This is a genomic window from Kosakonia sp. LAM2021, from assembly GCF_016620385.1.
Classification (GTDB): Bacteria; Pseudomonadota; Gammaproteobacteria; order Enterobacterales; family Enterobacteriaceae; genus Kosakonia; species Kosakonia sacchari.
This window is the reverse complement of record NZ_JAENHT010000001.1, coordinates 540,753-565,725: the sequence shown is the minus strand read 5'-3', so window position 1 is coordinate 565,725 and position 24,973 is coordinate 540,753. Positions and strand designations below refer to the sequence as shown.

Sequence of the window (24,973 nt, the reverse complement as noted above, 5' to 3'; positions counted from 1 at the left end):
ATGAGCTTCAATACCGTAATCGACTGGAACAGCTGTAGCGAAGCAGAGCAACGCGACTTGCTGATGCGCCCGGCGATCTCTGCTTCTGATAGCATCACGCGTACCGTGGTTGAGATCCTCGATACTGTGAAAGCGCGCGGCGATGACGCCCTGCGTGAATACAGCGCCAGGTTCGACAAAACGCAGGTCGACGCGCTGAAAGTCACAGAACAGGAAATCGCCGATGCCAGCGCGCGCCTGGGTGACGACATCAAGCAAGCGATGGCCGTAGCGGTGAAAAATATCGACACCTTCCACACCGCGCAAAAGCTGCAAACGGTGGATGTTGAAACCCTGCCGGGTGTGCGCTGCCAGCAGGTTACCCGTCCTATCGCCTCGGTTGGCCTGTATATTCCCGGCGGTTCTGCGCCGCTGTTCTCAACCGTGTTAATGCTGGCAACACCGGCACGTATTGCCGGTTGCCAGAAAGTGGTGCTCTGCTCACCACCGCCGATTGCCGATGAAATTCTCTATGCCGCGAAGCTTTGCGGCGTGCAGGCGATCTTTAAAGTGGGTGGCGCGCAGGCGATTGCCGCGCTGGCCTTTGGCACCGAATCGATCGCGAAGGTCGATAAAATTTTTGGCCCAGGAAATGCCTTTGTGACCGAAGCCAAACGCCAGGTCAGCCAGCGTCTGGACGGTGCGGCGATTGACATGCCCGCCGGTCCTTCTGAAGTGCTGGTGATTGCCGATAGCGGCGCAACGCCAGATTTTGTCGCCTCCGATCTGCTTTCGCAGGCGGAACACGGCCCGGACTCGCAGGTGATCCTGCTGACGCCGGACAGCGAGATGGCGACTCGTGTAGCCGAGGCGGTTGAACGCCAGCTTGCGGAACTGCCGCGCGCGGAAACCGCTCGCCAGGCGCTTTCTGCCAGCCGCCTGATTGTGGCGCGCGATTTAGCGCAATGCGTGGCGATCTCCAACCAATACGGCCCGGAGCACCTGATTATTCAGACCCGCGATGCCCGTTCACTGGTTGAGAGCATCACCAGCGCAGGCTCAGTGTTTCTCGGTGACTGGTCACCGGAATCCGCAGGCGATTACGCCTCCGGTACCAACCACGTGCTGCCGACTTATGGTTATACCGCCACCTGTTCCAGCCTGGGTCTGGCCGATTTCCAGAAACGTATGACGGTGCAGGAGCTCTCCCGGGAAGGTTTTGCGCAACTGGCAAGCACCATTGAAACACTGGCAGCAGCTGAACGCCTGACCGCTCACAAAAACGCCGTCACGTTGCGCGTTAACGCGCTGAAGGAGCAAGCATGAGCATTGAAGAACTGGCGCGTAAAAATGTGCGCGAACTGACGCCCTATCAGTCGGCTCGCCGTCTTGGTGGTAAAGGCGATGTCTGGCTGAATGCCAATGAATTCCCGACAGCGGTTCTTTTTGAACTGACACAGCAGACATTAAACCGTTACCCGGAGTGCCAGCCGAAAGCGGTGATCGAAAGTTATGCGCAGTATGCGGGCGTAAAACCGGAGCAGGTGCTGGTCAGCCGTGGCGCAGATGAAGGGATTGAGCTGCTAATCCGCGCGTTTTGTGAACCAGGTAAAGATGCAGTGCTGTTCTGCCCACCCACCTACGGCATGTATAGCGTCAGCGCCGAGACGCTGGGCGTGGAGTACCGCACCGTGCCCGCGCTTTCTGACTGGCAGCTGGATCTGCAAGGCATTGCCGACAAACTGGCTGGCGTCAAAATTATTTATGTTTGCAGCCCGAATAACCCCACCGGGCAGATTATTAATCCGCAAGATTTCCGCGTCTTGCTCGAAATGACGCGCGGCAAAGCCATTGTTGTGGCGGATGAAGCGTATATTGAGTTTTGCCCGCAGGCCACGCTGGCCGGCTGGCTCAGTGAATACCCGAATCTGGTGGTACTGCGCACGCTCTCCAAAGCGTTTGCGCTGGCAGGCCTGCGCTGCGGCTTTACCCTTGCCAACGAAGACGTTATCGCTCTGCTGTTAAAAGTGATTGCCCCCTACCCGCTCTCTACACCGGTGGCGGATATTGCCGCGCAAGCGCTTAGTCCGCAGGGTATTGTCGCGATGCGCGAGCGGGTGGCGCAAATTCTGGTTGAACGCCAGTATCTGGTTACCGCGCTGCGGGATATTGCGTGTGTGGAGCAGGTGTTCGACTCAGAGACTAACTATATTCTCGTGCGTCTGACTGCTTCCAGCGCAGTGTTTAAATCATTGTGGGATCAAGGCATTATCCTGAGAGACCAGAACAAACAACCTTCTTTAAGCGGCTGCCTGCGTATCACTATCGGTACCCGTGCAGAGAGCCAGCGCGTCATTGACGCTTTACGTGCGGAGCCAGTATGAGCCAGAAGTACCTGTTTATTGACCGTGATGGAACCCTGATTTCCGAACCCCCTTCCGATTATCAGGTGGATAAATTCGAGAAACTGGCCTTTGAGCCGGAGGTCATCCCGGTATTACTGAAACTGCAAAAAGCCGGTTACAAACTGGTGATGATCACCAATCAGGACGGTTTGGGTACCAGCAGTTTCCCGCAAGCGGATTTCGATGGCCCGCACAACTTGATGATGCAGGTCTTCACCTCCCAGGGCATCGACTTTGAAGAGGTGCTGATTTGCCCGCACCTGCCTGCCGATGCGTGCGACTGCCGTAAGCCAAAAGTGAAGCTGGTGGAACGCTGGCTGGCAGAAGGCGCACTCAATCGCGCGAATAGCTATGTGATTGGCGACCGCGCCACTGATATTGAGCTGGCGAACAACATGTCGATTGGCGGTTTGCGATACAACCCTGAGACGCTGAACTGGGCGATGATTGGTGAGCAACTCACGCGCCGCGATCGGTATGCGCACGTTGAACGCAACACCAAAGAGACGCAGATTGATGTCAAAGTGTGGCTGGATCGCGAAGGCGGCAGCAAAATTCACACTGGCGTCGGTTTCTTCGACCATATGCTTGATCAGATTGCGACGCATGGCGGTTTTCGCATGGAAATTGCGGTGAAAGGTGATCTCTATATTGACGATCACCACACGGTAGAAGATACCGGGCTGGCACTGGGTGAAGCGCTCAAACTGGCGCTCGGCGACAAACGCGGTATCAACCGTTTTGGCTTTGTGTTGCCGATGGATGAGTGCCTTGCACGCTGTGCATTGGACATTTCCGGCCGCCCGCACCTCGAATATAAAGCGGAATTTGCCTACCAGCGCGTGGGCGATTTGAGCACCGAAATGGTCGAGCACTTCTTCCGCTCGCTCTCTTACACCATGGCCGTGACGCTGCATCTCAAAACCAAAGGCAAAAACGACCACCACCGTGTGGAAAGTTTATTTAAAGCATTTGGCCGCACGCTGCGCCAGGCGATCCGCGTGGAAGGCGATACGCTCCCCTCATCAAAAGGAGTGCTGTGATGAATGTGGTGATCCTCGATACCGGCTGCGCCAACCTGAACTCGGTGAAATCTGCCGTCTCGCGCCACGGTTATGAGCCGCAAGTCAGTCGCGATCCGGATGTGGTGCTACGCGCAGACAAACTGTTTTTACCCGGTGTCGGAACGGCGCAGGCCGCGATGGATCAGCTGCGCGAGCGCGAGCTGATCGAACTGGTGAAAGCCTGTACGCAACCGGTGCTCGGTATCTGCCTGGGGATGCAACTGCTCGGACGTTTTAGCGAAGAGACCCACGGCGTCGATTTGTTAGGCATCATCGAACAGGATGTGCCGAAGATGAAAGACGTTGGCCTGCCACTGCCGCATATGGGCTGGAACCAGGTTTACGCAAAAGCTGGCAACCGCTTGTTCCAGGGCATCGAGGACGGCGCTTATTTCTACTTTGTGCACAGCTACGCCATGCCGGTGAATGCGTACACCATTGCCCGCTGCGATTACGGCGAGCCGTTTACCGCTGCCGTGCAGAAAGACAATTTCTACGGTGTGCAGTTTCACCCGGAACGTTCCGGCCGCGCGGGTGCGCAACTGCTGAAAAACTTCCTGGAGATGTGATGATTATTCCGGCTTTAGATTTAATTGACGGCACCGTCGTACGTCTTCATCAGGGCGACTACGCACAGCAGCGCGATTATGGCAACGACCCGCTGCCGCGCTTGCAGGATTACGCCGCTCAGGGAGCGCAGGTGCTGCACCTCGTCGATTTAACCGGCGCGAAAGATCCGGCGAAACGCCAGATCCCGTTGCTGAAAACGCTGGTTGCCGGGGTGAACGTTCCGGTACAGGTTGGCGGCGGTGTACGCACGGAAGAGGACGTCGCTGCCCTGCTCGCGGCCGGTGTTGCTCGCGTGGTAATCGGCTCGACGGCAGTAAAATCACCGGAGGTTGTGAAAGGCTGGTTTGCACGCTTTGGCGCAGACAAGCTGGTGCTGGCGCTGGATGTGCGCATCGATGAACAGGGCACGAAGCAGGTCGCGGTGAGCGGCTGGCAGGAGAACTCCGGTGTGACGCTGGAAGCGCTGGTGGAAACCTACCTGGCTGTTGGGCTGAAACATGTGCTTTGTACCGATATTTCCCGCGACGGCACGCTCGCGGGCTCGAACGTTGCGTTGTATGAAGAGATTTGTGCCCGCTGGCCGCAGGTGGCGTTTCAGTCTTCCGGCGGTATTGGCGGTTTAAATGATATTGCCGCCCTGCGCGGTACTGGCGTGCGCGGCGTAATTGTCGGACGGGCGCTGCTGGAAGGTAAATTCACGGTGAAGGAGGCCATTCAATGCTGGCAAAACGGATAATCCCTTGTCTTGACGTGCGTGATGGCCAGGTGGTGAAAGGCGTACAGTTTCGTAATCACGAAATTATTGGCGACATTGTGCCGCTGGCAAAACGCTACGCCGAAGAAGGCGCGGACGAGCTGGTATTCTACGATATCACCGCCTCAAGCGATGGCCGCGTAGTGGATAAGAGCTGGGTATCACGCGTGGCTGAAGTGATTGATATTCCTTTCTGTGTCGCCGGTGGGATTAAGTCTGCTGACGATGCGGCGAAAATTCTCTCGTTCGGCGCTGATAAAATTTCGATTAACTCCCCTGCACTGGCCGATCCGGAATTAATCACACGGCTGGCCGATCGCTTTGGCGTACAGTGCATTGTGGTCGGTATCGACACCTGGTTTGACGCCGAAACGGGCAAATATCACGTTAATCAGTACACCGGTGATGAGAGCCGGACCCGGGTCACGCAATGGGAAACGCTGGACTGGGTGCAGGAAGTGCAAAAGCGCGGCGCCGGGGAGATCGTGCTTAACATGATGAACCAGGATGGTGTGCGCAATGGCTACGACCTTGAACAACTGAAGAAAGTGCGCGCGGTGTGCCACGTACCGCTGATTGCTTCTGGTGGCGCGGGCACCATGGAACATTTTCTGGAAGCCTTTCGCGATGCGAACGTTGACGGCGCGCTGGCAGCTTCCGTGTTTCACAAGCAGATTATCAATATTGGTGAATTAAAAACGTACCTGGCAGACCAGGGCGTGGAGATCAGGGTATGTTAACAGAGCAACAACTGGCCCAACTGGACTGGGAAAAAACCGACGGACTGCTGCCCGCCGTGGTGCAACATGCGGTTTCCGGCGAAGTGCTGATGCTGGGTTACATGAACAAAGAGGCGCTGGCAAAAACGCAGGAAAGCGGCAAAGTCACTTTTTTCTCCCGCACTAAAGGGCGCTTGTGGACCAAAGGTGAAACCTCGGGTCATTTTCTTAACGTGCTGAAGATAGCCCCTGATTGCGACAACGACACATTGCTGGTCCTGGTTAACCCAATCGGCCCAACCTGCCACACGGGAACATCCAGCTGCTTTGGCGACACCAGCCACCAGTGGTTGTTCCTTTATCAGTTAGAAGAGCTGCTCGCCGCGCGTAAAACGGCCGACCCGGCAAGTTCTTACACCGCCAAACTCTACGCCAGCGGCACTAAACGTATCGCGCAGAAAGTGGGCGAAGAAGGTGTAGAAACGGCACTGGCGGCAACCGTAAACGACCGCGAAGAGCTGACTAACGAGGCCTCTGACCTGATGTATCACCTGCTGGTGCTGTTGCAGGATCAGCAGCTTGATTTAACAACCGTGATTGAGAATTTACGCAAGCGGCATAAATAAGCTATACCTAGGGAGCTATCACGCTCCCTCTTATTTATCGCTGATAAAGCAGTTACCATTATCTCCCACAGCAGGTATCATCCCACCACAGTTTTTCGCATCACAAGTTGTGCATATCAAACATTGAGGTTGAAGATGAAATTTCTGGTCACCGGCGCTGCCGGGTTTATCGGCTATCACGTCAGTGAACGTTTGTTGAAAGCGGGCCACCAGGTCGTGGGTATTGATAACCTCAACGACTATTACGATGTCAGTCTGAAGCAAGCGCGCCTGGATTTACTGGCCTCTCCCGATTTCCATTTTCATAAAATCGATCTCGCTGACCGCGAGGGGATGGCACAGCTGTTTGCGCGTGAGAAATTCGACCGCGTTATTCACCTCGCAGCACAAGCTGGCGTCCGTTACTCGCTGGAAAACCCGCACGTCTACGCAGAATCTAATCTGATTGGACATCTGAACGTACTTGAAGGCTGTCGTCATCATAAAGTGCAGCATCTGCTGTATGCATCCTCCAGCTCCGTTTACGGGTTAAACCGAAAGATGCCGTTCTCTACTGATGATTCGGTTGACCACCCGGTATCACTCTATGCGGCAACGAAAAAAGCCAACGAGCTGATGTCGCATACCTATTCTCATCTCTATGGCTTGCCTACCACCGGCCTGCGATTCTTTACGGTCTATGGCCCATGGGGACGCCCGGACATGGCGCTGTTCAAGTTCACTAAAGCTATGCTGGAAGGTAAGAGCATAGATGTATACAACTACGGCAAAATGAAGCGCGACTTCACCTACATTGACGATATCGTGGAAGCCATTATCCGTATGCAGGATGTGATCCCGCAGCCAGATGCGAACTGGACTGTTGAAAGCGGATCGCCGGCAACCAGCTCTGCGCCTTACCATGTTTATAACATTGGCAACAGTTCACCGGTTGAGCTGATGGATTACATCACGGCACTGGAAGAGGCGCTGGGGATTGAAGCGCAGAAAAATATGATGCCGATTCAGCCCGGCGATGTGCTGGAGACGAGCGCAGACACCCAACCGCTGTATGCTGTGACTGGCTTCAAGCCCCAGACTTCTGTCAAAGAGGGTGTGAAGCGCTTTGTTGACTGGTACAGAGATTTTTATAACGTGTAAAAAAACGGCCCTGACGGGCCGTTTTGCTTTCTGCAATAACAATTAGTCGTTACCGAATAAATCGCGGGTATAGACCTTCTCTTCCACATCCGCCAGCTCTTGGGCCATACGGTTCGAGATAATGACATCCGCTTCCTGTTTGAACGCGTCCAGATCGCGTACCACGCGGGAGTGGAAGAATTCATCTTCCTGCATGACCGGTTCATAAATGATGACCTGCACGCCCTTCGCTTTGATACGCTTCATGATGCCCTGAATCGAAGAGGCGCGAAAGTTATCGGAACCGCTCTTCATGATCAGACGATAGACACCCACCACCTTCGGTTTACGCGCCAGGATGGAATCCGCAATAAAGTCTTTACGGGTGCGGTTAGCATCAACGATAGCCGAAATAATATTATTCGGTACCGACTGGTAGTTCGCCAGCAGCTGTTTGGTGTCTTTCGGCAGGCAGTAACCGCCGTAGCCAAACGATGGGTTGTTGTAGTGATTGCCGATACGCGGATCCAGGCATACCCCTTCGATAATCTGACGGCTGTTCAGCCCCAGGCTTTCTGCATAGCTATCCAGTTCGTTGAAGTACGCCACGCGCATCGCCAGATAGGTGTTAGCGAACAGTTTAATCGCTTCGGCTTCGGTTGAATCAGTGAACAGTACGCGAATATCTTTTTTGATCGCGCCTTCCTGCAACAACGCGGCAAAACGTTCGGCACGTTCGGAGCGTTCGCCGATAACAATACGCGATGGGTGCAGGTTATCGTACAGCGCCTTACCTTCACGCAGGAATTCCGGCGAGAAAATAACGTTATCAATACCGTATTTTTCACGGATGGATTGGGTAAAGCCCACCGGAATGGTGGATTTAATGATCATCACCGCTTGCGGGTTGATCTCATGAACATCACGGATCACTGATTCCACGCTGCTGGTATTGAAGTAGTTAGATTTCGGATCGTAATCCGTCGGCGTAGCGATGATGACGAAATCCGCGCCGCGATAGGCGTCGAGTTTGTCCGTCGTCGCACGGAAGTTCAGCGGCTTATTCTGCAAATACTCCTGGATCTCCTTATCCACAATGGGAGAGATCTTCTGATTAAGCATATCTACTTTGGACTGAACGATATCCAGCGCCACCACTTCATGGTTCTGCGCAATCAGAATCCCGTTCGATAGCCCAACGTAACCTGTTCCGGAGATTGTTATTTTCATTCGATAAGCAACTTTTGTGAGTGTATGAAACCGGAGATGACGATCCCGTCGCCACCCGCTTTATATCAATAACTGTTGGGGTTTTTACCTCTTCTGTTGAGGGACTGTCAAGGCGACAATCGGTCGTCAACAGCGGCGTTTATGTATGGTTTAGCGGGAAATAATCGACAAAATGAATATGACCGCCCGAAAAAACGGCGATTGAGACGAAAAAAAAGCCCGGTTTTAGTAACCGGGCTTAGGTAAACCAGATGGGTGATTATCAGATTAATCCAGCCATTCGGTATGGAACACACCATCTTTATCTGTGCGCTTGTATGTGTGCGCACCGAAATAATCACGCTGAGCCTGAATCAGGTTCGCCGGCAGCACTGCAGAACGGTAGCTGTCGTAGTATGCCACCGCTGCAGAGAAGGTCGGTACCGGAATACCATTCTGCACGGCATAGGCCACTACATCACGCAGCGCCTGCTGATAGTCATCCGCGATTTTCTTGAAGTACGGTGCCAGCAACAGGTTTGCGATAGCCGGGGTCTCGGCATAGGCGTCGGTGATTTTCTGCAGGAACTGAGCACGAATGATACAGCCTGCGCGGAAGATCTTCGCGATTTCGCCGTAATTCAGATTCCAGTTGTGCTCGTCAGAAGCAGCACGCAACTGGGAGAAGCCCTGCGCATAGGAAACAATTTTACCGAGGTACAGCGCACGGCGTACTTTCTCGATAAATTCAGCTTTGTCCCCTGCTGTTTTCGCCTGCGGGCCTGACAGCACTTTAGACGCGGCAACACGCTGCTCTTTCAGGGAAGAGATATAGCGCGCAAACACGGATTCGGTAATCAGTGACAGCGGCTCGCCGAGGTCCAGCGAGCTCTGGCTGGTCCATTTGCCGGTGCCTTTATTCGCCGCTTCGTCGAGGATCACATCAACCAGGTATTTACCTTCTTCATCTTTCTTGGTGAAGATATCTTTGGTGATGTCGATGAGATAGCTGCTCAGCTCACCTGCATTCCACTCGCTGAAGGTTTTCGCCAGCTCTTCGTTAGAGAGATTCAGGCCGCCTTTCAACAACGCGTAAGCTTCCGCAATCAGCTGCATATCGCCATATTCGATGCCGTTGTGCACCATTTTGACATAGTGACCCGCGCCGTCCGGCCCAATATACGTCACGCAAGGTTCGCCATCTTCTGCAACTGCAGCAATTTTGGTCAGGATCGGAGCAACCAGATCGTAGGCTTCTTTTTGACCGCCAGGCATGATTGATGGACCTTTCAGCGCGCCTTCTTCACCACCAGAAACCCCGGTGCCGATGAAGTTGAAACCCTCTTCCGAAAGTTCGCGATTACGACGAATGGTGTCCTGGAAGAACGTGTTGCCGCCATCAATAATGATGTCACCTTTGTCGAGATATGGCTTGAGGGAGTCGATAGCGGCGTCGGTGCCTGCACCAGCTTTCACCATCAATAGGATGCGGCGCGGAGTTTCCAGGGATTCGACAAATTCTCGTACGGTGTAGTAAGGAACCAGCTTTTTGCCCGGGTTTTCGGCAATGACTTCTTCGGTCTTTTCGCGAGAGCGGTTGAAAACTGAAACGGTGTAGCCGCGGCTCTCAATGTTGAGCGCCAGGTTGCGCCCCATTACCGCCATACCAACAACGCCGATTTGTTGCTTGGACATTACATACTCCTGTCAGGTGTGGTCACCCAGCCGTTAATGGATTCGGAGGGTCTTAAGTGAATGGTATGTTAGCCTAAAAATGTTGAATGAACGAGAGCGCCATGCAGGAAAAGCACAAAGCAAACAAACATAACAATGCATCAGTTGAGTTAAGAGAATAGACATCTAAAATTGAGAATAATTCTTCACTATAGTAGCATCTTTGGTACATTATAACTTTAAAAGTCAATTACATGCCCACAGCACGCAAAATAGATTACACAATACGCTATCGCCCGGATATTGATGGAATACGTGCTATCGCCGTTGTTTCCGTGGTGCTGTATCATTTTTTCCCAACAATGGTTCCCGGCGGCTTTATCGGCGTTGATGTTTTCTTCGTCATATCTGGTTATCTGATCTCATCGATTATCCTCAGTAAAAATAAAAAGCAAACATTTAGTATTCTGGATTTTTATTCCCGCCGTATAAAGAGAATTTTTCCCGCACTGGCTGTGGTGCTTATTACATGCCTTGTTTTCGGATGGTTCGCTCTGCTAACCAATGAATACCGTCAGCTTGGCAAACATATCGCGGGCAGCACGTTGTTTGTACAGAATCTGGTATTGTTATCAGAGGCCAATTATTTTGATAACACCAGTATTACAAAACCGCTGCTTCATCTATGGAGCCTGGGTATCGAAGAGCAATTTTATCTTCTATGGCCAGTTGTTATCTGCTTATGTACTAAACACAGAAAAAACTTAATAGCCACAATCGCCATTATCGGTGGAGCTTCATTTTTGATCGGACTGTGGTACCTGAACAAAGATTTTACTTCCGCAGCTTACTACTCCCCGGATTCTCGAGCCTGGGAGTTACTTGCAGGCGCGGCTCTGGCGTGGCTGCATAGCCGCACCCGCAGTACTCATCAAGTCACATTCTCGAATAATCTTGTGGCTAGCGCCGGGTTGCTTTTGCTGGTGTTAGGGCTATTTTTGATCGATAAAGACAAAACTTTCCCTGGTACCTGGGCGTTACTTCCGGTAATTGCAACCACTATGCTGATTTTTGCTCAATCGGGAAATGTAATTGCGCGGACTGTCCTCTCCTCCCGGTTGATGGTATTTATTGGATTAATTAGCTACCCGCTCTATCTTTGGCATTGGCCATTGATCTCGTTTGCATGGATTATTAATGGTAGCGAGCCAGCTTTGAATGTAAAAATAGTACTAATGGCTGCCACTTTTCTCCTTGCCTGGCTGACATTCACAGTGATTGAAAGGCCATTCAGAAAATCCACCTACGCGCCACGTAGCATTTTCAATCTTGCCGCATTGCTTACTGTGATCGGTATTATAGGATCTATCGTTTACTTTCAGCAGGGGTTTCCGCAACGCGAAAATGCTGAGCTAAAAGGATATTCTGGTGATATTGGGCACGACGAGTTTCATAAATATATCGCAACACATTTTTTTCTGTGCACACCAGATAATATCGCCAAGACGGCATTAAAGTGGAACACGTATACACGTTGTATGCAATCAAAAAAGGGAAATGTCATTGACATCGTACTGCTTGGTGACAGTCATGCAGAGCATCTTTTTATCGGCATGGCGGAAGCGCTACCGATGAAAAATGTGGCCTTTTATATTGAAGATGGTTCTCCTTTCCCCGGCAATCCCAAGTTCTCCAGGCTTTATGAGACCATAGTACGCAATCCACATATCAAAATAGTGGTACTGACAATGTACTGGCACGGACGGTTTGGAGAAACGCCTGCAGGGAGTACGCTTGAAGATCAAATCACAGCTACAACTAAACTATTCACCGCCGCTGGTAAGAAAGTTATTCTTACTGATGATGTAGCAGATTTTCCATTTACCCCGGATAAGTGTAAAGGGCTCCGCTGGTTGTCATTTGGCAATAGAGCCTGTGAGATCCCACGGACAGAAGCCGATCAGGAGAAGGAAAAGTATCTGCCGATATTGCAGAACATTGCTGATAAAGATGAAAACGTGGAGTTACTGGCTGAGGGGAAATATCTGTGTGATACAAATGGATGCAGCATGATAAAGGATGGAAAATTGATGTACCGCGATACACATCATCTGAATATTAATGGTTCGCGTTACATTGGAGAAAAGATCGTCACTGATAATCCGCAAGCATTTCAATAAGGGTATGGCGAACTAAAGTTTAATTTAGTTCGCCTGATTATCAGCTACCTATCTCGTCGTGCAAGGTGCGATAAATTGCCGAGAATTTATTTATAATTGCCTCATCTGAATAATCATAATGCACTTTTTCATAAAGCCTTTCAGCAAATAATAGTGCTTCATGCGTATTATCAAAAATGTGTGCCAGCATCGTCGCCAACTCGGTAGCATTGCCCGGGGTTATCAGATAACCATTGACGTTATTTTCAATAAATTCATTGCAACCTTGAACGTCCGTGGTCAAAATCGGTATACCGCAGAATGCTGCTTCGATCAATATACGTGGTATCCCCTCACCATAACGCGTAGGGAGCACCACTAAATCGGCCCCACTGAGAACATTCTCCATATCTGTACGATGGCCAAGCCAATTAACATATTCACGTTGGCTTATATGTTCAATCTCATCAGGCGTATAGGCATTGCGTGCATCTAAATCATAAATACCCGCAATATTTAGCACGAAATCCTGACGAACAATATATAATTGATCAAGCGCAACAAGTAGCGTATCCAAACCTTTATCTTTCAACAATCTAGCTGCAAAGAGAATATTTTTCTTCTCCTGTTCGAAAGCGTTATGCGCTCGATAAAAGCGCTTAGGATCAACGCCTGCGCCTTCTACAAAGTAGAGACTTTGAGAATCAGTAATATTATTGCGTTTGAAGAATATCAAGTCATGATTATTTTCAAAAACGAACGCACCGTGACGGGAGGACCCAGCGATCTTATAGAGATTAGTTACGATAGGACGGATCGTTCTGAAGAAAAACGATTCATTTGAAAAAATAACCCCAAGCCCGGTGACACTTTTCACTACAGGACGGCGGATAATACGACCAATAATACCCGAATAGATATTAGGTTTAACGGTGATCGAATGAATTATGTCTGGCTTAATTTTACGCGCTAGTTTCAAAATTGCATATAATGTAATGAATTCAAAAAAAGGGTTAATGCCACTTCGTGACATTTTAATATGGTGGCACTCAATACCCTGTTTTTCCAGTTCGCTACTCAGACCAGGGGTATCAAAGCAAGAAATAACGACGACCTTGTATCCATTGGCAATATTTGCCATAGCTCGGTTAAGCCAATGTAGCTTAAAGTACCAGTCAGCATTAACAACATATAATAATACTTTATCTTTCATAAGGGCCTGTACGTCCCAGGATTCCATCAATGAACCCTTTGGCAATATATTTAAAATGCGTATATCGTGGTTTCAGCAGCAATGTAAAGATAATCGCCTGAGCAAGCGACTTCGCACTCACATTAAGTTTCCAACCAATAGGGATATAGTTTCTTTTCAGCAATAGCATCACATTACGGAAAAAATAGTAATGTCTCACTGGCGCATGGGTGGTGATTTGTCGACCTAATAAAATAAGTGGTTTATCACCTATCTTATGATCCATCTTCGCCCCTTGCGCTATGACGCAAGCCAGCCCTTGTGCCTGTGCACGATATCCCCATTCAATATCTACACAATCTATAAAAAGCTCATCACACATTAAGCCGACTTCTTCCAGTACCTCAAGACTTATCAGCGATCCTGAAGCGATAATGAAATCAGCGATAAACCAGACCGATTTAAAATCTGGCTTTATAAGCTTCAGTGCTAAACCCTGCGTACGTACAAAACGTGAAGGCAGGCCGGAATCAAGATCAAAATGAACAGGCCCCACCGCCGCAACCGTCACCCCATCCCTAGCAGCACACTCTCTAGCCGCCAGCAGTTCGCTGACCAGTGTCGCTGAAGGAATAGAATCCTGGTCAAAAAGAATGATATCCTTTGCGCCACGCTCTTTCGACATTTTGATGCCAATATTCTGCGCCTGCGCGATACCTACATTCTTACCGAGGGGGTGAACGACGACATCAGAAGATGCCATAGACAATAAAATAGCTGGGTCATCAGGACTGTTATCAATAATAAAAATGTTATTAACCTGCCCCTCTAAGGCTGAAATCAGCGCTGACAAGCGATTTTGTTGCGGATAAAAAGTAACAATGATAGCAGAAATCATAACTGGTACACTACTTCACTAAATCATTCGTGATAATACCCGAGAAAATAAATACATCGGGGCTATCGTCAGGTAAGTCGATCCTGATTTTGTCCGGGGATACACGCTCGTTGACACGCAGGTAAATAGGGTTTTTCCCTCGCTGCAGTGGGAAATGGACACTATTCTGCTCAGAATAATCCGCAGAGCCCTTTAGCAGATAATAAACCTGTAACCGGGTCGATACGGTTGTGTTAACCGTAAAATGGAAAGTAGCCCCTGTACGAACATTTTGCGTGTTCTTAGCTTTCAAAACAATATGAGGATCGTCACCGACAATTTTAACGCTAAACCCATCCTGCAGTGGGGCAAGCATCACATTATGTACCTCAACAACGTTTAGCGTCGGCAATTGCCCCATATCAATAGTCGCACTACGTTGGACCAGAATTGCAGGCTGCATACGGTCTAACAAGGGGATCAAATATAGTCCAGATAGCTGACAACGTTGCCTAAATACCTGCCGCTGTTGTTCGCTCACACTGTACGTCAATGAATGAAAACGCCAACCATCAGGCGGTATGGTGATAGATAAACCATTGCTGCGATCGTTGTCAGAAACAATATATTGGCAATATTCCGTAGTCCACAGAGGTGAACCGGATACTTTCATCGCCGGCCGCCCTAACTCAAATGTCGACCCCGCAGAGAGCACCATCGGCACTGCTATAATCAAGCTAATTGCTTTAGCAAAAATAGTTTTGTCTAGAATAACCAATAGCGCTACGACAAATAGAATATTTACACCGAGAAAATATCTGTCCGGAAAAGTCGTAGTATAGTCATTGAACAGCGAACTAAGTCCTCTGCGCATCACAATGATGGACAGATAATAAATACCAAATGATGCCCAAATAAAAGCAATCACCAGCAATCTTTTATCGATGAGTTTTTTGCTATTGCAAAATAAACGTTTCATCGCATAGATGATAGACACTAGCAAACACAAGAAAACCACAACCACAGCAACATCATTCAGATGCTTATAAACGCTAAAAAGTAAAGGATAGAGTAACGCCCGCAAGAGAGCAAACTCGATAAACGCTGCAAGTTTTACAGGGAGATCAGCGCCACCGCTATCATGTATTGCTCTTCCGGAAATCATAAAGAGCGACGCTAAAATAATTGCTATGCTTGCTAATGCCTGCGCATAAAAAAAATACGACTTATTTTTGTATCCACAATAGACACATATCACACCAAACACTACTTGGAAACCGACACCTACAGGCAGAGTCATGCAAGATATCAGCGCAACCAGCAACGCGAAAATGGCTAATAGCATCGATTGTCTGTTAAGCAGCACCGCGCAGAGTAAGAATACCTGTAGTACCGGAAAAATGAAACCCAGGTTGAGAATGCGCCCATATATTTCATTACCATCAAACCCTACAGGCATGAGCACAACAGCAGTCAGCAAACAGAACAGTGAACCGCGCGATAAAAGATTACGAAACGCATAGTAAGCAGCCAAAACGCACAGCGATAAAAAGAGATTGGATAGAATAAAATATACGAGCGGGAGGTAGAAAAGGTTTCCTTGGCAAAAAATATCCAACAGTAACAATGCAGCTTTATAAAATAGGACAAAACCGAGGATCGGGAATACACGAGTATTAAATGCGGTATTCCAGAAGCCTTCGTCGATAACTTTTGCTGTCCAGACAGCATCTTCAGCATAAACTGTTGGATAAAGAATTGGGTCAAGGTTTCTTAGTGAAAACAAAAGAAACAATGCAAGCAGCGATCCAACAAGAAGTAACGGTTTTTTATATACGTTAAGCGAGGTTATTGCTGTTGCCATTATGTTTTCCCAACGATATATTTTGATACAACGAAGTTTATAAACAAGTTAAGAGGAGTGATCACCACTTTTGCAATAAAAGCAGATATCGTAAACGTAATTCCGCCATTGGCTATCCCGTGCAGTAGATAACTTAAATACTGGATCAACAAAGAAAAAACAGCGATCACAATTAAGCTATAAACGTAGTAAGCTAAATATCCTGTAAAAGCTTTTTGTTCAATTTTCTTATCAAAAACAATCAGTCTGGAAATCCAGTAAACAAAGGTCACTGCCAGAGTCGCGCTGCACAAGTTAGCAATGATGGGCTCAAGTCCCAGCCAGACAAGAAGGGTCATCGTGGCTAAATCAATTAACCACCCTCCACCAGAAATCACAATGAAACGAATAGGTTTATTTTTCATGCTTAACGATAAAAACATTTGCCCTGGCGGAGGTTGCGGAATTAATACCAACCTGTGAATCTTCTAACGCAATACAATTTGCAATATTTACACCCAACATTGTGGCTGCTGCCAAATAGGGCTCAGCATGCGGCTTCGCGTTAACGACATCATCACCGCTGACTATTGCATCGAAAAAATTTTCCAAGCCATGATATCGAAGCAAACCATCTACTGCCTGTCGGGAGGCGGTTGTCACCAGAGCGACGGGAGCAAATTGTTTTGAATGCGTAAGGAAATCCAGCACGTCAGTATAAAGCGTTGTACTCGGGAAAAAATCCACGTACTTACTTTTTTTAAGATCGGCGATTGCTTTGTGTGTCTCGTCGCTAGCATCGGGCAATATTATCGGCAGGAAAGCCTTCCATGACATGCCTGCATAGTTTTGCTGAAAATCCTCAACAGTAATCGCTCCACCATACTGTGCAATTGCATAGCAGTATGCAGATGCGTTAGCAATTTCTGTATCAATCAGCGTGCCATCCATGTCACTTAATATTGCTTCAATCATGAGATATTCTCTAATTCCATGTATTCATTAATCAACAGCAACATACACGCAGTAAACGCATTTCCTGTCGCCTTATCTTTCCTGAATTTATAAGGAACAAGCCTTGTATAGTGGATAATTTCATGTAACAACACTTCTTTAAGATAATCCTGACCAAAGTTGTCAATGATCCACTGAGTGTATTTCTCATAGATTGCCGCATATTGAGAAGATCTGAAAATACTGACTGTAATCTCATCATTCTCAACGTGGCAATTGATTGATCGGTTCAGTGATTCATAACCCAGATGCAAAGACTGCATTAATTTTGCATAATCGAGCAATGGGGACTCAAAGAAGTTACCGATATTTGGGTCGATGATAAACCAGCCGTTATCATGTTTTTTATCGATGATAATATTTTCAATTGTCAAATCGCCATGAATGACCGATGTTTCTCTGAAATTAAAATCAGCATTCCTGGCAGGATCATTTATCCAACTGGAGATAGCATCAAGATCGATATGCCGACCATTAATCACTACCTGGGTATTATCAAAGAAAATCGACGATAGAGTTTTAATGGTATTAAAGTTATCAACCATTTTTGTTGAAATATATGTTTCGATCATCAAATCTTCAGCCAGCCCACTACTTTTACGAGCATGGAAGCTTTTGATAGAATTTAAGACTTCAACGAGATACCCCCATGAAGTCTCGAATGAGGATGAATGAATAAACTCGTAGAAATCAATCGAGGTATGACTATATGGCATGTCATAAATATATCCATGTTCCAGTTTTTTATCACTGGCGACGTTTGCCAACACCAGCTCATTTGAGTATTCGCAAAGCCATTTCTTTTGTGCTTGTAATTTATTTGAGCCTAACTGCGATGCAAATTTCCTAACATACATATTGTTATTACAAGAAATTAATGCTGTGAGCGCATCAGAACCACCGTGAAAAATACGGTAGAGAATAACGTCATTACCCATTCCTTTTTTATAGAACTCGGAGATTAGGTCAACATCATTCCTGAAATTACGTATAAGGAACATTTTATATTGTTCCTCGGTGGAAAACAGATCACGTTTATTCGGTACCGTATCATTATTAAACTCAAACCAACGCAATACTTTGCCCGGTTCAAAGCTGTATCGATTTTTAATAAAATAATAAGCAAATATAAATAATACTGGGCTAAGGAAAAACATTATCATGACGGTAAAAGCTTGGGCAGAATAAGTATTCTGCAACGCTCTGAAGGTCGAACTAAACGGTGAGTCAAATAACGAATAAATCAGCATTGACGCCGAGGCACCAGTACATCTTGCGATCAAATTATAGCTCAACAGATATGCCGCCCACATCAGTGCACTGTTCACGATATATGAAATTAAATTTCGCCTAAAACATGTATAGACTTCATTAAGACACCAGAAAAAATGGCGCAGTGAATATGATATTTCGTCATTAAATATAGCCGTAATGCTATTCAGTGTTTTTTTGATACCCTTATTGGTACCAATCAACGAACACAGAGTAAAGAAAAGGAACACTCCAATTACTACTAATAATGATTCGGTCAGATTGAATTCTACGTTTGCTGCTGAATTGAACCAGATCAGGATCGCGCCCCAAACTAGTAGATCAAATACACGTTCGAAGAAAACTGACGCGAAGGACAAAGCAAAACTTTGTCGCCCCAGATACGAAAATACGCCCGCACGAACTATTTCACCCAGGCGCAATGGTACAAAGAAATTGACAACATATCCCAGAGAAAGTGACATAAATTGAATACTGCGAGCAGTATCATCCCGACCTGGTAAAACAGAGTTCCAGCGTTTAACGCGGATGGAATGCCCGAGGATCAGGCAAAAGACAGCAACCAGGAAATAGAGAACAGCGACCATTATTTAATCCTTGCTTAGAGCCATGTATGAAATAATTTTTTTTGTTCAGCTTCTTTTAATTCTTCTGGTGTACCAAATGACAGATGGCTGTCCAACAAAATTCCTTTCACTGTATAACCTTTGTCACACAGAGTATTGTAGATACCACTAATAAAGATTTCATTGTAATCACAGGTTTGCTTATAAAGCGCATAGTTCTCAACAACTACATGTTTGTTGGCAAAGATATATGCACCTGAAATAGCAAATTTACTAATAACTTTCTTCTCGGCGGTTCGTACTAATTTTTCTTTCTCATATAGTGCATATGAATAGGCTGGCGAGTCTGATTCGAAATTACACAAATAAGCCATAACGTCGCCATGAGGCATAAGTTTGTTGATATAAAATGTGAAATTATTTATCTCAAAAGCCTGATCGCAGTCATTAAAGATTATCGGCAGCTCATTATCGATTAATTGCAAACCACACATCGCAGTGTCCAGCGCACCGTCAGTAACATCGTCGAGAATGACAAATTTTGCTTCAGGAAAATAGCTGCTCACCTTATGGGCAATATTATGTTCGACTACGTGTTCTTTTAAGACTACACAAATCAGCTCAGCGATGTCGACGCTGCGGCGTACGGATTCGATAGCCCACCAGAAAAATGGTTTCCCATCCAGTTCTACTAGCGGCTTTGGCAGGGTATAACCTTGCTTAGAAAACCTACTGCCTCTTCCGGCCATAGGTATCACCAGATTAATCATTACTGTTATTCCATTTGTATTTTTCTTCTAAAGAAACATTGTCAAAATCAATCGTATTGTCACCTATTGCCATCAGGCCATTAAGTCCATTGAAAAGATAATTGACGGCAATTTTTAGCGTTCTGATGGCTTGTGAGAATAACTTCACATTGGATATTTGATCGTCTTCTCGCCACTCCACTGGAAAATATCTAATTTTTTGCTTCTGGCTAATCGAGTATAATAAAAGAAAACAGTTGAAGGTCAGGTCATTGGAGAACTTCAGTATTCTTGCATCCGCAATCGCTGGTACTTGGTAGATATTTAAACCTGCACCAAGATCCTTCACCAAATGAAATGAGCAGACAGAATAGATTAGGTTAAAAATATAATTGCCGAAAATTCTTAACTTTGCATAACCCATCAACCGTGAATCGTGGCTAAAACGACTACCCAGACAGCAATCATATACATTAATTTGCTGGCTATCGATGAGCGATATCAAGTCATTAATATTACCTTGATCGTCACCGTGCAGAACCGCAATATGCGTTGCATTCACTTGCTGTGCATGACGAAATGCCATTTTATGCGTTCCACCCAGACCAACATTGGTGCTGTTGGTGTAAACCGCAGCGTTGTACAGTTCCAGTGACTTCACCGCAGAGATTGATTTTTCAACCGTCCGATCGCTGCTTCTGTTATCAATAATTAGAATCTCGGCAAACTTTTTGTAATTATCATTTTCTTTTAAGCTGTTGAGCACTCGTGGAATCTGATCCTGGCAGTTATAGCATGGAATAAAAAGAATGATTTTGTTGTTTATTTCCACGTTATTCTCCCATAATCTTTTGAGCGATAGAATGCGAAAATGAAAACTCAATTTCTTTAGAAAAAAGATTGTCTTCGTATATTACCGCGGCACTGTTTTCATGTTGCTCACATAATGATATTAAACTTTCGGCGATGGATTCCGGCGTAAAATTAGCTGGCTCGACAATATTTTTACTTTTACTAGAGAGTTTTTTATTGGCGTAAGCATTGCTAACAACCTTGACTCCAAAGCTAGCCATTTCCAGTGGTGGGTAGCTTGGATGCGGTGACAGCATGAGTGACAAACCTACAGAAGAAGTTGAAAGCTGATGAATATACTGATCGAGAGTCAGCTTGCCCAGCGACCTCAATGTTGCCCCCTGGCTCAATTCAATATCCGCGTGACTTTCACCAGCCGAAACAATCGTCCATTGGTTGGCCTTATCATATTTCTGCGCCCATACCCGCAATGCAAACACTACAAGGTTGAACAAATTGCGTTCCACACCTGGGCGCCCATAAACCAGAATTTTTCGCTCCTTCGCAATTGTTACTGATCTTTCACGGGCAGCAAATAAAGTAGGGTTAATCTGAGGTTCAAAGAAATAGGACTCATTGAATTTGTACCCATTATTGATAAAAAAATCTTTTAACAATGCGGTATTAAAAACCGGAATGGTTTTTTCTGTATGAGAATAAGTTGAGTCGGCAAGAGCGAAACGTGATGACCATGCGTAGAATCCGGGCTCATAATCCTGTATAAAGTAGATCAATTTACGCCCCTGCACACCCAATACCTCAGTCTGCCACTCCAGTGCTTTGAAGGTGTTATAGGCAGTCCACCATGCGGTGGAAACAAAGTAATCATTTTCGGAGACTTTCAGCGTGGCACCGCTGCGATTTCCAGCTATACAAATGCAGTTTTCTGCGCAATCATCACCAGAAAGATCAGATAACAACCAGTCCGAATAAAATTGTTCCGACTTCAGTTCTACACTGACTTCATCAGTGACGATGATACGCGCCTGCGGAAACTCTTTACGAATGGAATCGAAAAAACGCAACGCAGTGGCAATACCGCCAAAAACATGTTTTTCCGATAAAGCCGGTACCAATAAGTTAATACGCTTATTATTTACGTGACTTTTAATAAAATTAAAAGGTGTTATTTCTGGTATGTCATAAATTACCGGACTGGCTGCAGACATTTTACGTGACTCGTATGCATTTTTAGCAATTTTATAAACAACCCGGTTTGACAACAACTTTTCTACTATAAAGTTAATCATAATTTGATAGTTGGTTTATTATTAAACTTATCGAGATTGATATTATAGAAAGGATCTGAGCCTTCAGTTCTGAAAGGTTCGTACTTTATTCTCGAACGTTCAAAATCACACTCAGGGACGAAACTACTGCGGCTCTTGGATTCGAGATGATACAGCTTAGTTTGAGCCAAGTAGATATTTTGATAGCCCTCATTATGGGCCCTGATACACAGTTCAACATCACTGCCACAAATTTCGAACTGTTCATCATAGCCACCAAGGCGTTTGAATTTCTCACGAGATATTGCATGGCAGGCACCAGTCAATGCAAGCACATTACGATTTAATGCCGGCGAAACAAATGGTCCCACATGGTGAGCATTGCTTTGGCCTTTAAAAACGTGTTCAGCCCAACCAAAAAGACCTACCACTACTCCAGCGTGCTGAAGGGTGCCATCCTCATACAGCAGTTGCGGTCCGACAACAGCGACATCCGGTAGCAAGGCCCACGAAGCCAGGTTCTCCAGCCACTCTGGCGTAATGACTAGCGTATCGTTATTAAGAAAAATAAAAACATCACCAGTTGCAATGGCCGCACCATTGTTATTCAATCTTGACCAGTTAAATGGTGAGTCATCGCGCAAAACCCGGCAGTTAATCGCAGACTCCAGATCGGCCAGATATTGCAGTGTTTCCGCTTCGACCGAGCCATTGTCAATGACAACTATTTCATAATTTATCCAAGTTGATTTCGCTTTAATACTATCAATCAGATCGGAAAGGAGGCTGATTTTATCTCTAATTGGAATGATGAGCGATATTTTTGTTTCCAAACTGATTCGGAACTTCGGTTCATACGTAAACAGATTTTCGCCATCGGCAACTTCAACAAAATTATCCGCATAAGTTAACTTTAAGTTATTAGTCAGTGCAGTCTTCCCGGCGTCGTGCGCGTATGGCTTTGAATCTGCGTTCATGGCTGTAGACTGTGGATGCTCTCGCCAATGATAAAGAATACGCGGCACATGCACGATATTTTTTGCCAAAGCGCTTGCCCGTAATACGAGGTCATAATCCTGTGCACCTTCCAGACCCAACGTAAAGCCGCCGACTTGATTCATCAGTGTTCGTGAGATACACGTAATGTGTCCAATATAGTTTTGGCTGTAGAGTAAAGCAGGAGACCAATCAGGTTTCAGGAATGGAGCTTTCCGTTCACCTGTCACGGTAACGTGATCCTCATCGGTATAAATGATATCCGGGCAATGGTTTTCATTGACCGCCTGAGCCAGATAGTGCAATGCATTAACATGCAACAGATCATCATGATCAAGCAGCACAACGTAGCTGCCTGTCGCCAACGTCAGTGCCTGATTTGTAGTATGTGAGATATGGCTATTTACAGCATTGCAAATTACTTTTACGCGACTGTCTGCGGCGTACTGGCTGAGTAGGTCGCTCAATTCTGCAGATCCGGATGCATCATCACAGATGCACAACTCCCAATTGGAATAGCTTTGTTGAAAGACGGAGTCAATACACTCCCGTAAGAAATTAAGGTCGCTTTTATATACTGGTAGTAAAACCGAAATCAGCGGACTATTTTCTTTAGTAAAAGATTTAACCATTTGAGCTACTTCATAATCGCTTCTTTTTTTATCATGCTCAAGAAAATCTTCGTACGAAATTTCAGTTTTGTCTATTCGGTGCTGATTTAGTCTGAACTTAATTTTACAGAGAGTAGCAGTCAGCCCCTCTTTTATGATGGATTGACTGAGTTGAGTCGGTACGGCGCGGAGGTTTAATCCTCTTAATTGACGCACCATATTCATCACCATGCTTTTGGCTTTTTTCTGCACCCGTACCGCAAAACGTAGCGGTTTTGTCACCTTCCATGAAGTCGAATCGAGAAGCTGTTGTCGGGATAAGATTAGATCTTCAAGTACTTTCGAAATATTACTGGCATGACTAAACATACCAATACTTATATCTACTTTAGCACTGATATCTTTTATCTGTTTGTCGTCTAAATTAAATACAAAGGCTGGATCATTATGGAAACAATAAACTACTGTTTTATCAACATCTAGCAAGCGAACATAGGTACTTTTATCCTGTGCACGAATATCGGCCAAAGGCACAATATGCAGAATTTCATCCGTATGAGACTTAATGGTGATATTGAATAAATAACAGAGCATCGGCTCTTCGCACAGATCAATCCTTATCTCACTAAAACTCTGCCCCTTTGGCAAATCCAGACTGATTGTCATACTTTGGTTGTTATAAGGAATCAATTTGGCAACGCTATTCTCATCGTTATATTCGCAATCATCAGCGCGCCAATAGAGTTTTGCTCGAAATTTAAACTGCTCTCCGCTCTGCACCAGGGCTCTTCTCTCAACGGTTTTCGCAGATTCCCCCCCGAATGAGCATTGTGCCACAAACTGATAGGCATTCACATCCGGGAAGATATCAATGAGCTGATTGAGTCGGTCGGCATTCGTTGTCGTAACATTGTTTGCGAATTCTGAGTCATTATTTAAGAGCCGAATATCTCTAATAACGTTGGCTGTTAGCCCGGCATTATTAATCAGTCTCTTAAGGCTTTTGCGGGTAAAGAAGCGTAGATGAGTTTTATCAAGAATTCCCGTTTGGCGATAGAAGAATTCACCATTTGCCAGCTCGGTGATTACGCCCTGGTAACCCACATTGGGTACTGAAATAATAACCTTGCCGTTTTTTTTCAGGCAAGCCAGTGCATTTTGCAATACGGTAGCTGGATCATATAAATGCTCAAGTACATCAGCAAAAATAATGAAATCATATTTATCCGAAAGCATGGCAAAAACATTATTGACATTGAGGTCGGCAACATTAACTTTGCGATAAGATTGCCCCGCAATGGCCGCCGCCGCATCTTCATATTCTATACCATCAACGATGCAGCCTTTTTCGGAAATCAAATACTTCCCAAGAGCACCTTCATAGCATCCGACGTCGAGGACTACTGAACCATTTTCGATAAATGAGGATACGACAAATAACGAATCTTCACTATTTCCTAGCTGTTCTCGGCTATATTTATGATTATCAGTCAT

At 46.4% G+C, this 24,973-nt stretch carries 21 protein-coding genes; 9 read left to right on the top strand and 12 right to left on the bottom strand.

Translation table 11 applies throughout. The annotated features are described in order from the left end of the window. The 8 genes from hisD (at window position 1) to JKP81_RS02500 (ending at window position 7,257) form a co-directional block, all read left to right on the top strand. Entirely contained in the window at window positions 1-1,305 is a 1,305-nt protein-coding gene (gene hisD / locus JKP81_RS02535; RefSeq protein ID WP_200550492.1) for a histidinol dehydrogenase, read from the top strand. After that, window positions 1,302-2,363: a histidinol-phosphate transaminase gene (gene hisC / locus JKP81_RS02530; RefSeq protein ID WP_200550491.1), complete on the top strand. Its 1,062-nt coding sequence runs from the start codon at window positions 1,302-1,304 to the stop codon at window positions 2,361-2,363. The genes hisD and hisC overlap by 4 nt, the downstream gene beginning before the upstream one ends. Further along, window positions 2,360-3,427 (top strand): bifunctional histidinol-phosphatase/imidazoleglycerol-phosphate dehydratase HisB, encoded by a 1,068-nt coding sequence (gene hisB / locus JKP81_RS02525; protein ID WP_200550490.1) that lies wholly within the window; start codon window positions 2,360-2,362, stop codon window positions 3,425-3,427. The genes hisC and hisB overlap by 4 nt, the downstream gene beginning before the upstream one ends. Beyond that, window positions 3,427-4,017, top strand: a complete 591-nt coding sequence (hisH, locus tag JKP81_RS02520; protein WP_200550489.1) for an imidazole glycerol phosphate synthase subunit HisH — start codon at window positions 3,427-3,429, stop codon at window positions 4,015-4,017. The genes hisB and hisH overlap by 1 nt, the downstream gene beginning before the upstream one ends. After that, window positions 4,017-4,754, top strand: a complete 738-nt coding sequence (gene hisA / locus JKP81_RS02515; protein ID WP_200550488.1) for a 1-(5-phosphoribosyl)-5-[(5-phosphoribosylamino)methylideneamino]imidazole-4-carboxamide isomerase — start codon at window positions 4,017-4,019, stop codon at window positions 4,752-4,754. Before hisH ends, hisA begins: the two co-directional genes overlap by 1 nt. Further along, window positions 4,736-5,512 carry an imidazole glycerol phosphate synthase subunit HisF gene (gene hisF / locus JKP81_RS02510; protein ID WP_020454277.1) on the top strand — a complete coding sequence of 259 codons (777 nt, stop codon included), beginning with the start codon at window positions 4,736-4,738 and terminating at the stop codon, window positions 5,510-5,512. Before hisA ends, hisF begins: the two co-directional genes overlap by 19 nt. Further along, a complete protein-coding gene (gene hisIE, locus JKP81_RS02505; protein WP_200550487.1) occupies window positions 5,506-6,117 on the top strand; it encodes a bifunctional phosphoribosyl-AMP cyclohydrolase/phosphoribosyl-ATP diphosphatase HisIE in 612 nt (203 codons plus the stop codon). Before hisF ends, hisIE begins: the two co-directional genes overlap by 7 nt. Before the next feature lie 135 nt (window positions 6,118-6,252). Then, on the top strand, window positions 6,253-7,257 hold the full coding sequence (locus JKP81_RS02500; RefSeq protein WP_200550486.1) for an NAD-dependent epimerase: 1,005 nt from the start codon (window positions 6,253-6,255) through the stop codon (window positions 7,255-7,257). 42 nt (window positions 7,258-7,299) lie between these two features. On the opposite strand, the gene ugd is transcribed toward JKP81_RS02500, so the two are convergent. Then, window positions 7,300-8,466: a UDP-glucose 6-dehydrogenase gene (gene ugd / locus JKP81_RS02495; protein ID WP_200550485.1), complete on the bottom strand. Its 1,167-nt coding sequence runs from the start codon at window positions 8,464-8,466 to the stop codon at window positions 7,300-7,302. A gap of 267 nt (window positions 8,467-8,733) precedes the next feature. Further along, complete coding sequence (gndA, locus tag JKP81_RS02490) at window positions 8,734-10,140, bottom strand: NADP-dependent phosphogluconate dehydrogenase (RefSeq protein ID WP_200550484.1); 1,407 nt, start codon at window positions 10,138-10,140, stop codon at window positions 8,734-8,736. Window positions 10,141-10,373: 233 nt separating this feature from the next. On the opposite strand from gndA, the gene JKP81_RS02485 reads away from it, so the two are divergent. Beyond that, complete coding sequence (locus JKP81_RS02485) at window positions 10,374-12,299, top strand: acyltransferase family protein (RefSeq protein ID WP_200550483.1); 1,926 nt, start codon at window positions 10,374-10,376, stop codon at window positions 12,297-12,299. Window positions 12,300-12,339: 40 nt separating this feature from the next. Here the strand turns inward: JKP81_RS02485 and JKP81_RS02480 are convergent, their stop codons facing one another. Genes JKP81_RS02480 through JKP81_RS02435 form a run of 10 tightly spaced genes read right to left on the bottom strand, consistent with a single transcriptional unit; the run spans window position 12,340 to window position 24,973 of the window. After that, window positions 12,340-13,518: a glycosyltransferase family 4 protein gene (locus JKP81_RS02480; protein ID WP_200550482.1), complete on the bottom strand. Its 1,179-nt coding sequence runs from the start codon at window positions 13,516-13,518 to the stop codon at window positions 12,340-12,342. Beyond that, the gene (locus JKP81_RS02475) at window positions 13,481-14,368 is read right to left on the bottom strand and encodes a glycosyltransferase family 2 protein (protein WP_200550481.1); all 888 of its coding nucleotides are present in this window, start codon (window positions 14,366-14,368) and stop codon (window positions 13,481-13,483) included. Before JKP81_RS02475 ends, JKP81_RS02480 begins: the two co-directional genes overlap by 38 nt. A gap of 10 nt (window positions 14,369-14,378) precedes the next feature. Further along, the gene (locus JKP81_RS02470) at window positions 14,379-16,211 is read right to left on the bottom strand and encodes a hypothetical protein (RefSeq protein ID WP_200550480.1); all 1,833 of its coding nucleotides are present in this window, start codon (window positions 16,209-16,211) and stop codon (window positions 14,379-14,381) included. Beyond that, window positions 16,211-16,615: a GtrA family protein gene (locus tag JKP81_RS02465; protein ID WP_200550479.1), complete on the bottom strand. Its 405-nt coding sequence runs from the start codon at window positions 16,613-16,615 to the stop codon at window positions 16,211-16,213. Before JKP81_RS02465 ends, JKP81_RS02470 begins: the two co-directional genes overlap by 1 nt. Continuing rightward, window positions 16,605-17,165, bottom strand: a complete 561-nt coding sequence (locus tag JKP81_RS02460) for an HAD family phosphatase (protein WP_200550478.1) — start codon at window positions 17,163-17,165, stop codon at window positions 16,605-16,607. The genes JKP81_RS02465 and JKP81_RS02460 overlap by 11 nt, the downstream gene beginning before the upstream one ends. Beyond that, window positions 17,162-19,063 carry a lysylphosphatidylglycerol synthase transmembrane domain-containing protein gene (locus JKP81_RS02455; RefSeq protein ID WP_200550477.1) on the bottom strand — a complete coding sequence of 634 codons (1,902 nt, stop codon included), beginning with the start codon at window positions 19,061-19,063 and terminating at the stop codon, window positions 17,162-17,164. The genes JKP81_RS02460 and JKP81_RS02455 overlap by 4 nt, the downstream gene beginning before the upstream one ends. Before the next feature lie 14 nt (window positions 19,064-19,077). Continuing rightward, window positions 19,078-19,812 carry an NTP transferase domain-containing protein gene (locus JKP81_RS02450; RefSeq protein WP_200550476.1) on the bottom strand — a complete coding sequence of 245 codons (735 nt, stop codon included), beginning with the start codon at window positions 19,810-19,812 and terminating at the stop codon, window positions 19,078-19,080. Continuing rightward, the gene (locus tag JKP81_RS02445; protein ID WP_200550475.1) at window positions 19,805-20,623 is read right to left on the bottom strand and encodes a glycosyltransferase family 2 protein; all 819 of its coding nucleotides are present in this window, start codon (window positions 20,621-20,623) and stop codon (window positions 19,805-19,807) included. Before JKP81_RS02445 ends, JKP81_RS02450 begins: the two co-directional genes overlap by 8 nt. Window position 20,624: 1 nt before the next feature. After that, window positions 20,625-21,893: a hypothetical protein gene (locus JKP81_RS02440; RefSeq protein ID WP_200550474.1), complete on the bottom strand. Its 1,269-nt coding sequence runs from the start codon at window positions 21,891-21,893 to the stop codon at window positions 20,625-20,627. After that, window positions 21,890-24,973 (bottom strand): glycosyltransferase, encoded by a 3,084-nt coding sequence (locus tag JKP81_RS02435; protein ID WP_200550473.1) that lies wholly within the window; start codon window positions 24,971-24,973, stop codon window positions 21,890-21,892. The genes JKP81_RS02440 and JKP81_RS02435 overlap by 4 nt, the downstream gene beginning before the upstream one ends.

Bases quoted from the DNA above. Each gene is read 5' to 3' on its own strand.
- hisD (WP_200550492.1), top strand. From the start codon at position 1: ATGAGCTTCAATACCGTAATCGACTGGAACAGCTGTAGCGAAGCAGAG.
- hisC (WP_200550491.1), top strand. From the start codon at position 1,302: ATGAGCATTGAAGAACTGGCGCGTAAAAATGTGCGCGAACTGACGCCC.
- hisB (WP_200550490.1), top strand. From the start codon at position 2,360: ATGAGCCAGAAGTACCTGTTTATTGACCGTGATGGAACCCTGATTTCC.
- hisH (WP_200550489.1), top strand. From the start codon at position 3,427: ATGAATGTGGTGATCCTCGATACCGGCTGCGCCAACCTGAACTCGGTG.
- hisA (WP_200550488.1), top strand. From the start codon at position 4,017: ATGATTATTCCGGCTTTAGATTTAATTGACGGCACCGTCGTACGTCTT.
- hisF (WP_020454277.1), top strand. From the start codon at position 4,736: ATGCTGGCAAAACGGATAATCCCTTGTCTTGACGTGCGTGATGGCCAG.
- hisIE (WP_200550487.1), top strand. From the start codon at position 5,506: ATGTTAACAGAGCAACAACTGGCCCAACTGGACTGGGAAAAAACCGAC.
- JKP81_RS02500 (WP_200550486.1), top strand. From the start codon at position 6,253: ATGAAATTTCTGGTCACCGGCGCTGCCGGGTTTATCGGCTATCACGTC.
- ugd (WP_200550485.1), bottom strand. From the start codon at position 8,466: ATGAAAATAACAATCTCCGGAACAGGTTACGTTGGGCTATCGAACGGG.
- gndA (WP_200550484.1), bottom strand. From the start codon at position 10,140: ATGTCCAAGCAACAAATCGGCGTTGTTGGTATGGCGGTAATGGGGCGC.
- JKP81_RS02485 (WP_200550483.1), top strand. From the start codon at position 10,374: ATGCCCACAGCACGCAAAATAGATTACACAATACGCTATCGCCCGGAT.
- JKP81_RS02480 (WP_200550482.1), bottom strand. From the start codon at position 13,518: ATGGAATCCTGGGACGTACAGGCCCTTATGAAAGATAAAGTATTATTA.
- JKP81_RS02475 (WP_200550481.1), bottom strand. From the start codon at position 14,368: ATGATTTCTGCTATCATTGTTACTTTTTATCCGCAACAAAATCGCTTG.
- JKP81_RS02470 (WP_200550480.1), bottom strand. From the start codon at position 16,211: ATGGCAACAGCAATAACCTCGCTTAACGTATATAAAAAACCGTTACTT.
- JKP81_RS02465 (WP_200550479.1), bottom strand. From the start codon at position 16,615: ATGAAAAATAAACCTATTCGTTTCATTGTGATTTCTGGTGGAGGGTGG.
- JKP81_RS02460 (WP_200550478.1), bottom strand. From the start codon at position 17,165: ATGATTGAAGCAATATTAAGTGACATGGATGGCACGCTGATTGATACA.
- JKP81_RS02455 (WP_200550477.1), bottom strand. From the start codon at position 19,063: ATGGTCGCTGTTCTCTATTTCCTGGTTGCTGTCTTTTGCCTGATCCTC.
- JKP81_RS02450 (WP_200550476.1), bottom strand. From the start codon at position 19,812: ATGATTAATCTGGTGATACCTATGGCCGGAAGAGGCAGTAGGTTTTCT.
- JKP81_RS02440 (WP_200550474.1), bottom strand. From the start codon at position 21,893: ATGATTAACTTTATAGTAGAAAAGTTGTTGTCAAACCGGGTTGTTTAT.
- JKP81_RS02435 (WP_200550473.1), bottom strand. From the start codon at position 24,973: ATGACTGATAATCATAAATATAGCCGAGAACAGCTAGGAAATAGTGAA.